The 15,824-nt window shown below is 63.3% G+C and carries 14 protein-coding genes; 11 read left to right on the top strand and 3 right to left on the bottom strand.

Annotated elements, in window-relative coordinates:
* Positions 1-28 precede the first annotated feature (28 nt).
* Complete coding sequence (locus DNK59_RS21070) at positions 29-853, top strand: carbon-nitrogen hydrolase family protein (RefSeq protein ID WP_110724471.1); 825 nt, start codon at positions 29-31, stop codon at positions 851-853.
* A 39-nt stretch (positions 854-892) separates the two neighbouring features.
* A complete protein-coding gene (locus DNK59_RS21065; RefSeq protein ID WP_110724470.1) occupies positions 893-1,990 on the top strand; it encodes a polyamine ABC transporter substrate-binding protein in 1,098 nt (365 codons plus the stop codon).
* A gap of 235 nt (positions 1,991-2,225) precedes the next feature.
* On the opposite strand, the gene DNK59_RS21060 is transcribed toward DNK59_RS21065, so the two are convergent.
* From DNK59_RS21060 to DNK59_RS21050, 3 genes are all read right to left on the bottom strand, one after another.
* Positions 2,226-2,489, bottom strand: coding sequence for a hypothetical protein (locus DNK59_RS21060; RefSeq protein ID WP_060843717.1), 264 nt, complete (start codon positions 2,487-2,489; stop codon positions 2,226-2,228).
* A gap of 652 nt (positions 2,490-3,141) precedes the next feature.
* Positions 3,142-5,517: a DUF2235 domain-containing protein gene (locus DNK59_RS21055; protein WP_256596522.1), complete on the bottom strand. Its 2,376-nt coding sequence runs from the start codon at positions 5,515-5,517 to the stop codon at positions 3,142-3,144.
* 194 nt (positions 5,518-5,711) lie between these two features.
* The gene (locus DNK59_RS21050) at positions 5,712-6,269 is read right to left on the bottom strand and encodes a DUF3304 domain-containing protein (protein WP_110724468.1); all 558 of its coding nucleotides are present in this window, start codon (positions 6,267-6,269) and stop codon (positions 5,712-5,714) included.
* Between the two features lie 373 nt (positions 6,270-6,642).
* Here DNK59_RS21050 and DNK59_RS21045 point away from each other — a divergent pair, with 373 nt between their 5' ends.
* The 9 genes from DNK59_RS21045 to DNK59_RS21005 all read left to right on the top strand — a co-directional run bounded on the left by DNK59_RS21045 (position 6,643) and on the right by DNK59_RS21005 (position 15,800).
* Positions 6,643-7,245 carry a transposase gene (locus tag DNK59_RS21045; RefSeq protein ID WP_110724467.1) on the top strand — a complete coding sequence of 201 codons (603 nt, stop codon included), beginning with the start codon at positions 6,643-6,645 and terminating at the stop codon, positions 7,243-7,245.
* A 74-nt stretch (positions 7,246-7,319) separates the two neighbouring features.
* Positions 7,320-8,954: a ShlB/FhaC/HecB family hemolysin secretion/activation protein gene (locus DNK59_RS21040; RefSeq protein WP_371920309.1), complete on the top strand. Its 1,635-nt coding sequence runs from the start codon at positions 7,320-7,322 to the stop codon at positions 8,952-8,954.
* Between the two features lie 21 nt (positions 8,955-8,975).
* Complete coding sequence (locus DNK59_RS21035) at positions 8,976-10,793, top strand: DUF2341 domain-containing protein (protein WP_110724465.1); 1,818 nt, start codon at positions 8,976-8,978, stop codon at positions 10,791-10,793.
* A gap of 11 nt (positions 10,794-10,804) precedes the next feature.
* Positions 10,805-11,230 carry a biopolymer transporter ExbD gene (locus tag DNK59_RS21030; protein ID WP_011061113.1) on the top strand — a complete coding sequence of 142 codons (426 nt, stop codon included), beginning with the start codon at positions 10,805-10,807 and terminating at the stop codon, positions 11,228-11,230.
* Positions 11,231-11,233: 3 nt separating this feature from the next.
* A complete protein-coding gene (locus DNK59_RS21025) occupies positions 11,234-11,950 on the top strand; it encodes an energy transducer TonB (RefSeq protein WP_110724464.1) in 717 nt (238 codons plus the stop codon).
* 40 nt (positions 11,951-11,990) lie between these two features.
* Complete coding sequence (locus DNK59_RS21020) at positions 11,991-13,694, top strand: putative porin (RefSeq protein WP_092315021.1); 1,704 nt, start codon at positions 11,991-11,993, stop codon at positions 13,692-13,694.
* A gap of 17 nt (positions 13,695-13,711) precedes the next feature.
* Positions 13,712-14,359 (top strand): DNA repair protein, encoded by a 648-nt coding sequence (locus DNK59_RS21015; RefSeq protein WP_110724463.1) that lies wholly within the window; start codon positions 13,712-13,714, stop codon positions 14,357-14,359.
* Positions 14,360-14,379: 20 nt separating this feature from the next.
* Positions 14,380-14,865, top strand: coding sequence for a YbjN domain-containing protein (locus DNK59_RS21010; protein ID WP_110724462.1), 486 nt, complete (start codon positions 14,380-14,382; stop codon positions 14,863-14,865).
* Positions 14,862-15,800, top strand: a complete 939-nt coding sequence (locus tag DNK59_RS21005) for a peptidyl-prolyl cis-trans isomerase (protein WP_110724461.1) — start codon at positions 14,862-14,864, stop codon at positions 15,798-15,800. The genes DNK59_RS21010 and DNK59_RS21005 overlap by 4 nt, the downstream gene beginning before the upstream one ends.
* The last annotated feature ends 24 nt before the right edge of the window (positions 15,801-15,824 follow it).

The following is a 15,824-nucleotide window of genomic DNA, read 5'->3' as shown; positions in this document are numbered from 1 at the left end:
CCTAATCGCATAACAACAAGGTTTGCTCATGAAACTCGAGCTCGTACAAATGGCCGGCCGCGATGGTGATACTGCCTACAACCTGCAGCGCACACTGGAAGCCATTGCCGCCTGCCAGGACGACACCGACATTCTGATTTTTCCTGAGTCGCTGATCACCGGCTTCCCCAGTCCGCACAACATCGCCAGCCTGGCCGAGCCACTGAATGGTCCGAGCCTGAGCGCGCTTCAGCAGGTGGTACGCGAACGCGATGTCGCCGTGGTGGTCGGCTTGACCGAGAACGACCAAGGCCACTACTACAACACCAGCGTACTGATCACCCCGGACGGCATCGCCCTGAGCTACCGCAAGACCCACCTGTGGGTCGGTGAAGGCGAACTGGTTGAGGCCGGCGATCGCTACACCACGGTGGAGTGGCGCGGTGTGCGTATCGGCCTGCTGATCTGCTACGACTGCGAGTTCCCAGAGAGCGCTCGCGCCCTGGCCGAACTGGGCGCCGAGCTACTTCTGATCACGGACGGCAATATGCAGCCCTATGGCTTCGTACACCGCACTGCGGTGGCCGCGCGGGCGCAGGAAAACCAGGTGTTCGCTGCCATGGTGAACCGGGTAGGCCCAGGTATCGACGAGCTGACCTTTGCTGGCGGTAGCACCGTGGTAGATCCCTTTGGCCACCTGCTGTTCGAGGCGGGCCAGGAAGAGTGTCGGCATAGCCTGCGTCTGGACATGACGCGCATCGCCAGCGCTCGCCAGCTTTACGACTACCAGGCCGACCGACGCTTCGCCCTACCCGGCGAACGCTGTCGCCATGCCGACGGCCGTCGCGAGTTGCTGATTCCCTCACGCGCCTGATCCTCCCGTCCTCGAATAACAACACCTGAAGGAATCACCATGCAGTGCAAGCCTTTGCTCACCCTCAGCCTGGTCGGTCTGCTCTCCGGCTTGGGTCACGCGCAAGCAGATACGCCCAGCGTGCATCTGTATAACTGGTCCGACTTCCTTGCCCCGGAAACGCCCAGAGAGTTCAAGCAGGAAACCGGCATCGCCCCCATCCTCGATGTGTTCGATGACGCCGAAGTGATGGAAAGCAAACTGATGGCCGGGCGCAGCGGCTATGACGTGGTGGTGGTGCCGGACGATCTGCTGCCCAACTTTGCTAAAGCCGGGCTGCTGCAGGAGCTGGATCGCTCGCAGCTCGCCAACTGGTCCCACCTGGCCCCGAACGTGATGCGCAAACTGGAGGTCAACGATCCCGGCAACCGCTACGCGATTCCCTACATGTGGGGCACCACAGGCATCGGCTACAACATCGACAAGGTGCGCGAACTGCTCGGCAACAACGCGCCGGTCGACTCCTGGGATCTGATTTTCAAGAAGGACAACATCGCCAAGCTCAGCCAGTGCGGCGTTGCCATGCTCGATGCGCCGGTCGAGATCATCCCCATCGCCCTGCATTACCTGGGGCTGCCCAGCAACAGCAAGAATCCAGACGACTACCAACGGGCTGAGGCGCTGTTGCACGAGATCCGTCCCTACATTCGCTATTTCAACTCTGCGAAGTTCAGCACCGACCTCGCCAATGGCGATATCTGCGTCGTGGTGGGCTGGGGTGGATCGGTCTACAGCGCCAAGCTCAGCGCCGAGAACGCCCACAACGGCGTCAACCTGGCCTACAGCATCCCGCGCGAGGGCGCGCCCCTGTGGATCAACACCCTGGTGGTCCTCAAGAGCGCCCCCAATCCGCAGCCTGCCTACAAATTTCTCGACTACATGCTGCGCCCTGAGATCATCGCCAAGAACTCCAACTACGTCGGCTATCCCAACGGAAATCAGGCTGCCACTGCACTAGTTGATGAGCATCTGCGCAACGACCCAATGTTGTATCCACCGCAGTCAGTCATGGACAGCCTGTTTCCCCTGGAAACTCTGCCATTGAAGCTGGAGCGTGTACGTACCCGCACTTGGAGCAAGATCAAGAACGACACTTGATGGGGCAAAACAACGGCTTGAGGTCTGAGTAAGCTTGCTCATCTGCTCGGTAGGTCTGATGAAAGCCTCGGCAGCGCTGAGGCTTTTGTACTAGCCCTCGTAGTTCACCATCTGCGCCTGAATCTATGAGAAGCAAGCAGAAGGTGGTCGATTTTTAAAAGACTCTTCCCCCTAAAAAGTCCAAGACCCCATTTGAAACGCTCCGCGCCACCAAGCAGCGCGGAGCGCTCAGGCGTCAGGCTTGAAGGCGCCAGCCCATCACTCCCAACAGGTCGCAGCTGTCACGCAGCAGAATCGCCGCTGCGTTGGAGATATGTTGCAGATCGGTGTCGTCAGCACTCTTGAACTCTGCGCGGGAGAGGCTTTCCAGCAGTTGAGTGACCGCCAGTAAACGTGCGGTGCCGTTGGCATGCAGCACGTCCAATGGTGCGGTCTTGTCGATAAACAGGCAGGGAATCAGGCAGTCGATGCCGGTGATGGGGATGTATTGCTGAGTCATGGGAACCTCCGCTTGTGGGTAAGGGAGCTGTCCTGTCGTCGCCAGTCGAATAGGTGGCAGCTATACGCGGGTTGGCGAGCCGACTCATCCCACAATAATCGGCAGATCCGAGGATCTCCCGCGTACAGCCGCCATGAAAGATCGCCGTGAACATAAAGGGTCCTCGGCAAAGGTTGCAAGCGGAAGTGCCTGTGGGTGAGTAGCCAGGTCGCCAAACCCGGTCGCCATTGGGGCGAGTGGGGACTATGGACGTTGGGTCTTGGGGGGACAAGTCAGACGCGTCTGCAAGTTTTGTAGGATTGCGTGGGGGGGACTTGGCGGCCTGTGAGCCGGCCAGTTTTTCTGGGGGGGGTACATATCCGTTGCTGCGGTAACGGCCGCTGGCGGTTTCGCCCTTACGGCGAGTCCCTTTTTACAGTCGCCTAAAAAGGAACCAAAAACGCTTGCCCCCGCGTTCGGCCTTCGCTGCGCTCAGGTTCCCTCGCTCCGGTGCCCATCAGGGGGCATCGCTTCCAGCGATGGCCTCGACTGCGTCGAGGGGCGCTACGCGCCAGTCCCCTGATGAACACCTGCACTCAGCCTGCCGAGGGGGCGGGTGGGGCAAGATCAACAGCCAAATCAACAGCAGAATCAAAAGCCAGAATAATTTTGGTCATGTATTGAGGTGCCTGGCTGCGCTCTTTGCTTGGTCCAGCCAGCTCGGGGCTGTTGCTTCTTGTGTTGCATCAAGTGGATTCAAGGGTTCTTCTGGTGCAGCGTGTGCTGCCAGGGCTTGGGCGGCTTTGAGGATGGTTTTCAAGTCGTCGGTGGTGGCGGTCTGTTCGTTAAGCGCCGCAGGCATTGGCAGTGCCTGTGCTTGTTTCAGTACGCTGCCAGGATCTTGAGTGAAGACGCGCAGGGCTTCCATGCCTTCAAGCATCGGCAGGGCGAGGCCGGTAACGCTGTCGAAGGCGCGGATCTCTGGTAAGCCGGCTTTGCCTCGAAGAACCGGGATGCCCAGGGACGGAATAATCAGCCCCACCAGCAAGCGTGGGTCGCGGCGTTTGATGCTCAGGCCAATGCTGCCCACGGCCACGGCTACGCCGATGACTCGGGTGGCGGTCGCCAGCAGCGACAGTTGCTTGTTCGATTCGTTGTCGAAAAAGACGCAGCGGTAACGGAAGTAGTCGCTGAAGAGTTCGCGTTCGTTGAGGTTGGAGTTCATGAACCAGGCTCGGGAGTCGTGTACCTGCTCGTCGAACAGGCTGATGATGGCCTTGGCCTGTTCGTCCTGAGGCTGGCCATTGGAGTCGAACAGTATTGCGTAATGATGGTTGCCGGCGCGGCGCAGTTTGGCGTAGTCCTCGGCTTCGTCCTGGTCGTTGGTCATGTAGACGATGCCACCCAGGAGGATATTGGGCAGGCTGCCCAGGCTGAAGCCGTCGCCTTCGCTCAAGCCCCATTCGGGGATGTAGTCGCGGCGAAAGTCGGTCATGGCGTTTTCCAATTGCCGGTGGTCCAGGCTCGGTTCGAACACTTTGCTGGTATTGAGCTCGACCGGGGAGGCGGCTCCTGTGCGGCGTTCGTACTCCTGTTTCACCCGTTCATGTTCTTGCCGGGTTTGCTGCTGGCGCTCCGACCATTCAGGCAGCGGTTGATTGGCCCGGACGGCGGCGTCTTCTTCGAGCTGCATTCGGTGCAGGGCTTCGAAGGATTCGATTTCCCTGGCGGTCATGTCGCCACCGCGGGGGTGGCCGCTCTTCATCACTTCGCCATAGGAGGGAGTGTGTCTGAGGCGGTAGTTGGCATAGCGGTTGATGCGCCAGCCGGTGATCAGGCCGGCCTGGCGTTCCATGACGTCTTCCAGTGGGCCATTTTCTACGGATTTGAGCCAGGTGTTGAAGCGCTTGATTGGGGTGGGGCCGATGTCGAATTCGTTTTCTGTTTCAACATCCATTTCCAACCAGGGCCACTCCTTCTTCCAGACACCGAGTGCCCGGGACGGTACCTGCAACGGCGCACCAACCTTGAATGCTTCGGCGTACATATGGTGCAAGGCAATCTGCGATAGCAGTTCATGGCTACCGGACGCGGCTTTGCCTTGGTCGCCGGGCGGGTAGCCGCCACCGACATCGGAGTGCATGCCGGGGTAGAGGTATTCAGCGGTGCCATTGCGATAGGTGGAAGGGCAGTCGGGGTCGTCCGGGTCGGCTTTGCGCCGGATCGAATCCAGGGGGAAGCAGCCCCGTTGTTCGTGGGCGGCGACCATGTGCACACAGTGTTCGAGAAAGGCTTCGGAGTCCGGCAGGCGCAGCGAGCCGTCGGCCCAGCCCATGTGCCCGGCAGCGAAGGGCACTATGTAGGGAATGCCCACCGAAGCCACGGTGTCGAACAGGCCCATGAACACGATCTTGATGGGCAGCCCGGCGAACAGGTAGCAGGTTTCGCCGTTCACCTCGACCCTGGTCAAGGCTTCGAGCCAGGTGGCGAAGGCCCGGGCTTCGGCGGCGCCACGGGAGAAGCCGTATATGAACAGGCGCACTGCTTTGATCCTGGCGATGGACTTGTCGGCGTGGGCGGCATCTATTTCGCTTTTCAGGGTTGCCAATGGCTCTTTCAGCGCTTCCTGACGGCGGGTGTGGCTGTCTTTGAACAGGGATGCGCCGAGCAGATCTTCGGTGAGGCTGGTGCCCATTTTTTCGACGAGTTTGTAGGCTTCTGCAGGATCAAGACGAGGCTTACCACAGGCTCTTTTGAGTGCATCGACTAGGCGTGTGAGACCCCAGTTAATTCGCCTTTCGCCGCCCACCGACATTTTCAGGCCGTCAGCATCGGGCTTGAACTCACCTATTTCCTTGAACTCGGTGCCGACACCTTGCATGTAGTAACGATAAAACCCTTCGCTCTGTTCTCTTTCGGTACCACTTCCTCCCAGGCTGGCATGGTATAGGCGGGCCACATTGGTGGTGGTAGAGGGTCGGGCGATGCTATCGCTGGGCTCATGGTTATTGGTGCCGTCAAAACACAGAGTGATGCTCAGAATTTTCATGCAGGGCGAACCAATGTAAACGTTTCCTGCGGCTTGGGCCGCGCGCTGCGCTGCGAGCTCAAAGGGGGCATAGGCTTTGTGTTGTTCTCGGCGGTTGTGTGCTACTTGCTTCGAGGTTTCAGGTAGCAGCCCACCCTCTCTGAACTCGGGTGTAGGGGGGAGCCATTGTGGTTCTGGCCGGGAATGAGGCGGAGTTAAGGCTTCGGACATGTCGTGGGCTCCTGCATTTTTTGAGGGAAGTTAAAGGGATACCCAGGTTGGCCTGGCAACTCCGCCACGGCGGATACCGCGACTTGATTGCAGGGCAGAAAATGAACGTCGATAGCTCCGGGTCGTTCATACGGTGCAACAACCACCACCGCGCGATGACGGGTGTACTTGGCTGCGTGAATCTTGTAGGCCGCCCTGTAGCCATCAGTCCCTAGTGGTGGCCAATTTGCAGATGCGTGAGGGTCAGAGTCTTTTTCCCACTCTACGACCACGGTCAAACCAGGGTGCCACTTGACCGGAAGTGGTGCGCAGCACATCTGGCTACCCCCACCTCCATAGGGGCTGATATTCGGACCGCCATTGCCATTGACCGAAAAGCGGTTGATGGCTGCCGATGTGTGGCTGAAGCCCTCGATGGGCAATCCAATCATGTCGGCTGTTTGTCCTGCGCAGCCTTGCAGGGCTAGGGCGCTGACCAGTACCCGCGCCAGCAGGCCAGTCCTGCGCCGTGCCTTGCCCTGCGCGAGGCGTTGAACATCCATGGTTCCTCCTGTCGTAACAGTGTGTTGGCGTGGCCGTCCGCCACGCTGAAAGCTGCCGGCCTTATAGCCTGAATGCACTGCGCAAGGGCTTGCGCACCGGGCTGTAACGCAGGCTGGGGCTGGCGAGAATTAATTCACGACCAAATATTTCGCGAAGCAGCCCAGGCCTGCCCATCCGGTAATGGGCTGTGTGCACGCTCCACTTTCGGAGGTCGTGGTTTCACCGTCCGTTGGCCTTTGTGAATGAAGCTTTTATGACAAAAGTTCGGTAGCACATGGCCACGCATGTCTTGGGTATGTAACGCGCTTGAGGGGGCCGCCAGGCCACTTTTTTAAGCCGAGGCGGGACGCCGGGAGTGAGGCTATGGGGACTATGGAACGCTACTCGAAAGTGGGCATGCAGGAGCTGGATCAACGGCTGTCGAAGATTGTCGAGGCGGCGCGCAAGAAGCCGGTGTCGGTCTATCGCTATGGGGCGCCTTGGGTCTGGATCGTGTCCCAGGATGACTGGCAGGGCGCCTTGAAGGAGGTGTCGAGCTATATCCCGCCCGGCCATTCGCTGGTGCTGTTGCGTCCGCAGATCGATGAGTTGCTCGATCAGCACGGCGATCTGCTCCAGGGCCTCAATGCCGAGCCGGGGCTGCTGATTGCGCCGCGCACGGTGGTGCAGATTCTGTTGTTGCAGTTGCTGTATTCGGTGCCCAGCGAGCAGCAGTTGTATGAGCAGCTCAGCTACAACCTGCTGTTCCGCTGGTTCGTCGGTCTGGATCTGAACCAGAAGGTCTGGAGCTTCAACGTGCTGAGTCGTGACATCGGCACGCTGCTCAATGACCCGCGGGCGGTGCGTCTGATCCAGAAAATCATCGGTGAAGTGTTCTGCGGCGCTCTGCTGCAAATGCCCGAGTTCTCGCTGAATTTTGCGCTGTTGCACACCTGGCTGGCGCGCCACGAAAACACCTCGATCAGCAGTAATTGAAGCGGCCAAACGCTGTGCAGACGGCGACGGCAATGCGCGTGCGCGCGCCAATTTTCAGATTTTTAGGGGGCGGTGTGGAGCATCTGGGCAAATCAGGGCGACCCGGCAGTGGCGGGCGCTGGTGGCCGTTGTGCGGTTGGTTGGCGCTGTTGGCGCTGGCGCCGGCGGTGCAGGCCGAGGAGGGCGAGCCGGTGCCGGTCGAAGCCACGGCCGCGCCGCGCTTGGTGGACGTCAATGAGTACTTTGTGCGCGGCAATACCGTGCTCGATGCCCGGGCCATCGAGGAGGCGGTGTACCCGTTCCTCGGGCCGCAAAAGGCCCTGGCGGATATCGAAGGCGCTCGCGATGCGCTGCAGAAGGTCTATCAGGAGCGCGGCTATCAGTCGGTGTTCGTCGAGCTGCCGGAGCAGAAGGTCGAGGACGGCATCGTCTACCTGCAGGTGAGTGAAACCAAGGTCGGACGGGTGCGGGTGGTGGGCGCCAAGCATTACTCGCCGGTGGAGATCCGCGATCAGGTGCCGGCGCTGCAAGAAGGCCAGGTGCCGGACTTTGCCACGGTGCAAAGCCAGCTGGCCGGGCTCAATCGCGGTGCCGGGCGCCAGGTCATGCCGCTGGTGCGCGAGGGCCAGCGCCCGGGGACCATGGACGTCGACCTGCAAGTGGAAGACCAGAACCCCTGGCACGCCAGCGTCGGCCTGAACAATGACTACAGCGCCGATACCGAGAAGCTGCGCACGGTGGTCAACGTTGGTTACGACAACCTCTGGCAGCTGGGCCACAGCATTTCCCTGACCTACTTCACCGCACCCCAGGACACCGACAACGCCAAGGTCTGGTCCGGTTCCTACACCGCGCCGCTGAGCGAGCGCTGGGCTTTGCAGTTCTCCGGTTACCAGTCCGACAGCAACATCGCCACCATCGGCGGCAGCAACGTGCTGGGCAAGGGCCATTCCTACGGGGTGTCGGCGATCTACACCTTGCCCACGGCCGGCAACTGGGCCAACTCGCTGTCGCTGGGGGTGGACTTCAAGGACTTCGAGGAAGAGATGCGCTTTGGCCGCAGCAGCGACCAGATTCCGTTGAAGTACGCCCCAGTGACCTTTGGCTACAACGGCTACCGCTACAGCGAAAAATCCCAGCTGGGCCTGGGCCTGAACCTGATCGTCGGCACCCGGCGCTTCTTCGGCTACGGCAGCGACGCCGAGGAGTTCCACTACAAGCGCGACGAGGCCAGCGCCAGTTTCTCGGTGCTCAAGGGCGACCTGAATTTCACCTACACCTTCGCCAACGACTGGCAGTCGGCGTCCAAGGCCGCCTTCCAGCTGGCCTCCGGGCCCTTGGTGTCCAACGAGCAGTATTCCGCCGGTGGCGCCACCTCGGTGCGCGGCTATCTGGCCGCCGAGCGCACCGGGGACGAGGGCTACCTGTTCTCCCAGGAGCTGCGCACGCCGTCGCTGGCCAAGTTCCTTGGCAGCTACGTGCAGGAGTGGCGTTTCTACGCCTTTGCCGAAGGCGCGCACCTGTCGCTGCACGAGCCGCTGCCGGAGCAGGAAGACCGGTACAGCCTGGCCAGCGTTGGCCTGGGCACCCGCGCCAGTTTGAGCAAGTGGCTGTCCGGCAGCCTCGACTGGGGCTACCCGCTGAAAGACGGCCCCAACACCCAGAAATACGACCCGCGCCTGCACTTCAGCGTGCAAGCGACGTTCTGACCCATTACGGAGACCCTTCCCATGCAACGCTTATTCCTGAGCCTGTTGATCTGCCTGGGCTTCGTGCTCCCGGCCACGGCCCACGCCTGGTGGCAGGACGACTGGCATTACCGCAAGCAGATCTCGGTGGACACCACCCCCCAGGGCGCCGCCATCAATGAGGCCCTGGGCCGCACCGCGCTGCTGGTGCGCCTGCACACCGGCAACTTCACCTTCGATGGGGTCAAGGAAGACGGCGCCGACCTGCGCTTTGTCACCGCCGATGACAAGACCGTGCTCAACCACCAGATCGAAAGCTTCGACCCGCTGATGGGCATGGCGTTGATCTGGGTCGATGTGCCCAAGGTCGAAGGCGGCCAGCGCCAGGACCTCTGGATGTACTACGGCAACCCGAAGGCGCCGAGCACCGCCAACGGCCAGTTGACCTTCGACCCCAGCTACACCGCCATCTACCACTTCGATGGCAGCAACGGCACCCCGGCCAAAGACACCACCGCCTACGGCAACACCGCGCAGAACGCCACCGGCGCCAGCATTGACGGGGTCATCGGCCGCGCCTTGCAGTTCAGCGGCCAGCCGCTGCTGCTGCCGGCCAGCCCGTCGCTGCAGCACAACGCCGGCGGCGCCTTCCCCTTCAGCGCCTGGGTGCGCCTGGATCAGGCCAGCGGTGAACAGCTGCTGCTGGCCCGCCGCGAAGGCGCCGGCAGCCTGCTGATCGGCGTCAACCAGGGCATGCCCTTCGTCGAAGTGGACGGCCAGCGCGCCGCCTCCACCCAGCCGCTGAACCCGGGGCAGTGGCAGCACCTGGCCCTGAGCGGCGAGGGCAGCCGCCTGGCGCTGTACGTCAATGGCCGGGAAACCGCGAGCCTGGCCCAAGCCATTCCAACCTTCAATTCGGTCATGGCCATCGGTGCCGACCTGCCGCCCGCCGCTGGCGCCGAGGCCAGCCGCTTCCTGCCGTTCACTGGGGCCCTGGACGAGCTGCGCCTGTCCAAGGTGGCGCGTCCGGCGGCGCTGATCCTGGCCGATGCCAGCGCCCAGGGCGCGGAGTCGAAGCTGGTGGCCTACGGCGTCGATGAAGAACAGTCGGGGTTTGGTTTCGGCAGCCTGGGCTTTTTGCTCAAGGCGGTGCCGGTGGATGCCTGGGTGATCATCCTGGTGCTGGTGGCAATGATGATCCAGTCCTGGGTGATCATGCTGCGCAAGAACCGCATGGTCAGCCGGGTCAGCGCCGCCAACGGGCTGTTTCGCGAGCAGTTCGCCAAGGTCGGCACGCGCCTGGAGATGTTCGCCGACGATCAGGTACTGGCCAGCCGCCTGGAGCATTCCTCGCTGTGGCGCCTGTACCTGGTGGCGGTGAAGGAGATCCGCACCCGCCGCGAGCAGGGCGCCGATACCTCCTCGGTGTCGGCGGCCACCATCGAAGCCATTCGCTGCTCCATGGACGGGGTGCGCACCCGGGAAAACCAGCAGCTCAGTGCCAAGCTCTCGACCCTGTCCAACGCCATTGCCGGCGGCCCCTACATCGGCCTGCTGGGCACGGTGCTGGGGATCATGGTGGTGTTCCTCGGCACCGCCATGGCCGGTGACGTCAACATCAATGCGATCGCCCCGGGCATGGCTGCGGCCTTGCTGGCCACCGCCATGGGCCTGTTCGTCGCGATTCCGGCGCTGTTTGGCTACAACCGCCTGATCACCCGCAACAAGGAAGTCGGCGCCGACATGCGGGTGTTCGTCGACGAGTTCATCACTCGCCTGGCGGAGCTGCATGGCGAGAGCCAGCACAGCGAGAACGCCCACTGGCGGGTCAGTCACAGCAACGCGTCGGTTCCGGCCTGAGGAGAACTGCCATGGCTTCCGTGAACGCCTCCCATGACGACGAAGACGACGCCGCCGTCGACAGCATCAACATCACGCCCCTGGTGGACGTGCTGATGGTGGTGCTGGTGATGTTCATCCTCACCGCCACCGCCCAGGTTTCGGGCATCCAGATCCACCTGCCCAAGGCCAGTGCCTCGGTGTCGCTGTCCGAGGCCAAGACCAAGGCCATTTCGGTGAACGATGGCGGCCAGGTGTTCCTCGATGCCTACCCGGTGACCCTGGGCGAGCTGGAAGAGCGCCTGCGCATCGAGAAGGCGCAGAACCCGGACTTCCCGATCATCGTCCGTGGCGATGCCACGGTGCAGTACCAGAAGGTCATTGAAGTCCTCGACCTGCTGCGCCGCCTGGAGTTGTCCCAGGTCGGCCTGGTCACCGGCAAACCGAGCCAGGGCTGAGCCATGACCGCACAACAACCGATCGAGCTGCCGCCGGTGCAGCACAAGCCGCGCGCCGTGCAACTGCTGAAGTGGGGCGCCGGGCTGCTGCTGGGGGCCGTGGCTGCCTGGCTGCTGTGGCAGTGGGCCAATGACATGGCCGGGGTGCGCCGCGAAGCGCCGAAGGTGCCGACCATCATCCCGCTGCCGCCTCCGCCGCCGCCCCCACCACCGCCGCCGGAGCAGCCCAAGGAGCCGGAACCGGTGGAGGAGAAGGTGCCGGAACCCGAACCCACGCCGACCCCCGATGAGGTCAAGCCGGAGGAGGAAGCCCCGCCATCGCCGGCGGACGACCTGGCCAACCCGATGCAGATCGATGGCGACGCCCAGTCCGGCAACGACGGCTTCAACGTCGGCGCTGGCAAGGGCGGCGGCATGGCCGGCGCCGGTGGCGGCGGGCTGGGCACCGGCACCTACAAGCAGTACCTGGCGGCGACCTTTCAACGGGTGCTGCGCGAGGATCCGGAGCTGCGCAAGAAGGCCTATGCGCTGCAGGTCGACCTGTGGCTCGGCGCCGATGGCCAGGTGACCCGCGCCGAGCTGGCCGGCTCCAGCGGCAACCCCGAGACCGACCAGCAGGTGCTGGCGGCGCTGCGGGCCACGCCGCGCCTGAAAGAACGTATGCCGGCCTCCCTGACCTTGCCGGTGCGCTTGTCCCTCAAGGGCCGGCGACCGGAATGAGCGAACCCCTATTTGCAGTTTCTACAGGAGTTGTGTGCAGATGATTTCCACCGTGAATCGATTGACCCTGGCGCTCGGCATGGTCGCCCTGACCCTGGCCGGACAGGCCTCGGCCGCCGCGGCCGCGCCTTCGGAGAACGCCACGATCAACCTGATCCGTCTGTTGGTGCAGCAGGGGGTACTGCCGCAGGCCAAGGCCGAGGCATTGATCGCCCAGGCCGAACAAGAGGCCCAGCAGGCCCGGCAGGCCAGCGCCGCCACCGTCGTGGCGGCTCCTGGCCCCACGGCGGCGCCGGGGGATGTGCGGGTGCAATACGTGCCGGCGATCGTCCGCGAGCAGATCCGCGATCAGGTCAAGGCCGAGGTCATGGCCACCGCCAAGCAGGAAAACTGGGCCCAGCCCAACACCTTCCCGGACTGGGTGTCGCGCATCAGCTTTGACGGCGATATCCGCCTGCGCGAGGAGTCGCGGTTCTTTGCCGACAACAACAGCAACGAGATCGTCGACTACGCCAAGCTCAACGACAACGGCCCCTACGACGTCAACAAGGACACCAACAGCAAGCTGCCGCCACTGCTCAACAGCCGTGAAGACCGTGACAACCTGTTCCGCCTGCGCGCGCGCCTGGGGATGAAGGCGGTGATCTCGCCGGAATGGACCGCCGGCATCCGCATCGGCACCGGCTCGGACAACAACCCGGTGTCCACCACCCAGACCCTGGGCGGGGGCTTTGGCAAGAAGGACATCTGGCTCGACCAGGGCTACCTGACCTGGAAGGCCAGCCAGGACCTGACCCTGACCGGCGGGCGTTTCGCCAACCCGTTCTATTCCACCGACATGCTGTATTCCAACGACCTGAACTTCGACGGCGTGGCGGCGCTGTTCAACCACAAGCTCAGCAGCGACTGGGGCCTGTTCGGCACCCTCGGCGTGTTCCCGGTGGAGTACACCAACGACACCGCCACCAGTAACGGCTTCGACAAGAACGAGAGCGACACCAAGTGGCTGTTCGGCGGGCAGATCGGCGCCAACTGGAAGATCAACCGCAGCAACAGCCTCAAGGGTGCCCTGGCCTACTACCGCTTCGATGACATCGAAGGCCAGCGCTCCAGCCCTTGCGCGCCCTGGGCCGGGGCCCCGGGCTGCGACACCGACGGCTCGCGCGTGGCCTTCATGCAGAAGGGCAACAGCGTGTTCCTGCTGCGCAACATCACCCCCAACCCGGCCACCCCGGGCCTGACTCCGCAGCCGCAGTTCGTCGGCCTGGCCTCCAAATTCGACGTGCTCGACCTGAACCTGGCCTGGGACACCGAGCTGCCGGACGACCTGCGCCTGCGCAGCCAGACCAACTACATCCGCAACCTGGCCTACGACAAGGGCGAGATGCTCAAGCGCAGCGAAGGCCAGATCGTCAACAACATCAACCGCAACGGCGAGTTCGAAAGCGGCGGCAATGCCTTGATGGTGCAGTTCACCCTGGGCAACGCCCTGGAGATGAAGAAGTCCGGCGACTGGAACCTGCTGGCTGGCTACAAGTACATCCAGCCCGATGCCTTGCCCGACGGCTTCAACGATTCCTCGTTCCACCTGGGGGGCACCAACGCCAAGGGCTATTTCGTCGGCGGCAACTACGGCATCGACAAGAACATCTACGCCACGGCCCGCTACATGAGCGCCTCGGAAGTCTACGGGCCGCGCTACGAAGTCGATGTCATGCAGCTTGAACTCAACACGCGCTTCTAAGCATCGGGAGGAAGGTTATGAACAGCCGAGTGAGGGCAGGGGCGGTCAGCCTGTTGCTGGCCTGCAGTGTGCTGGCCTGCGCCGGGGCCAGTGCCGAAGGCATGGAGGAACGCCTGCGCACCCAGTTGCGCAGCACCACCCAGCAGTTGCAGGCCCTGCAAAGCGAGCAGGCCCAGGCCGCGGCCGCGCGGCTTGCCGCCGAGAACGCGGCCAAGCAAGCCCAGGCCCAGGTCAAGCAACTGAGCGCCGAGCTGGCCAAGACCCGCGGCGTGGCCGAGCAACTGGCCGGCCAGCAGCAGAACCTGCAAAGCCAGGCCCAAGCCCAGGCGGCGGCCAGCAGCGAGCAGTTGGGCAAGTTCAAGAAAGCCTACGAAGACTTGCTGGTGCTGGCCCGGGGCAAGGAAGCCGAGCGGGCGAAATTGCAGGCGCAATTGAGCGAACGTGACACACAAGTGCAGCAATGCGCAGTCAAGAATCAGCAGATGTACGGCATCGCCAAACAGATTCTGACGGCCTACGAAAAGATCGACGTGGCCGAGGTGGTGAACATCCGCCAGCCCTTCGCCGGCAAGGCCCGGGTCAAGTTCGAAGAACTGGCCCAGGGTTTTGGCGACGAGCTTTACCAGACCCAGTTCGACGCCCCGCGGGCGGCGAGCACCCACTGATCACCAGGGAAGAGACCAGCATGAACTTGATTAATAGCGTGACCACCGACAGCCTCACCGACCTGCTGCAAGGCGCCGGCTACCGGGTCAACCAGACCGAGCAGAACGGCATCGTGCAACTGCTCAGCGCCAGCCAGGGCATCGGCTATGCCGTGCGTTTCGGCAACCCGGGCAGCGAGGCCGGGCACTATGTGGACTTCACCTACAGCTGCGCCTTGCGAGTGCAGGGTGAGCTGCCGGTCGGGCTGGCGGAACTGTGGAACGCCTCGCGGCGCTTTGCCCGGCTGTCGCTGCAGGGCGAGTTTTTGCTGATGGAGATGGACGTGGTGGTGGCCGGGGTCGGCGAGAGTTACCTGCGCAGCCAGCTGGAACTGTGGGACCGGCTGCTGCAGGAGTTCATCGTTTACCTGCGCGAATACAGCCAGCAGGCGGCCCAGTTGCAGGCCCGGGGCGAACAGCCGCCGGTGCCCGAGCAGCAGCCCCGGGAAGAGGCGGCCAGCCTGTGAAGAAGCCGACCCTGGTGGTCGGTGCCGGGGCACTGACCCTGCTCGGCCTGGCGCTGGGGCTGGCCCTGCGTCCGGGCAGCGACCCGGTGGCGGCCCAGCAACCGGCGCCGACCGTGCTGCAGCAAACGGCGAGCTCCCCGGCGGTGGCGCGCCTGGGCAACCAGCAGGTGGCGGCCGAGGAGTTGAAGACGCTGTTCGCCAGCCTGCCCGAGGACGCCCGTGCGCAACTGCGGGGCAACCGTGCGGCGCTGGACGCCTGGATTCGCTCGCGGCTGGCGCAAAAGGCCGTGCTGGAACAGGCCGACGCCCAGGGCTGGCGCCAGCGCCCGGAGGTGGAGCAGCAGACCCGCGCCGCCACTGAACAGATCGTGTTTCGCGACTATATGCAGTCGGTCAGCCAGGTGCCGGCGGACTACCCCAGCGCGGCGGAGTTGCAGCAGGCCTATGACAGCGGCAAGGCGGCCTGGATGACCCCGCCGCTGTACCGGGTCAGCCAGATCTTCCTCGCCGTCGCCGAGCCGCAGGCCGTTGAGCAGGTACGGCGCCAGGCCCAGGAACTGAGCCGCAAGGCCCAGGCCGCACCGGCTGACTTCGCCGCCCTGGCGGCGCAGTACTCCCAGGACCGCGACAGCGACTCGGGGCTGCAACCCTTGCAGCAACTGCTGCCGGAAGTGCGCAGCGCGGTGGCCCGGCTCAAGGTTGGTGGCGTGTCCGAGGTGGTGCAGAGCGCGGCGGGTTTCCATGTGCTCAAGCTCACCGAACAGCAACCGGCGCGTACCGCGACCCTGGACGAGTTGCGCGAGCGCCTGACCCAGGCCCTGCGTGCCCAGCGTCAGGAGCAGATCGCCAAGGCCTACCTGGAAGGCATGCTCAACACCGCGACCCTGAGCATCGATGGCGCGGTATTGAATCAAGTCCTGGACGACAAACTGTAGGAGCTGGCTTGCCAGCGAAGGCGA

Origin of the sequence: Pseudomonas sp. TKO26 (assembly GCF_003225665.1) — a bacterium.
GTDB lineage: Bacteria > Pseudomonadota > Gammaproteobacteria > Pseudomonadales > Pseudomonadaceae > Aquipseudomonas > Aquipseudomonas saponiphila.
The sequence above is the reverse complement of the archived record's forward strand: the minus strand, read 5'-3'. Positions and strand labels throughout refer to the sequence as shown.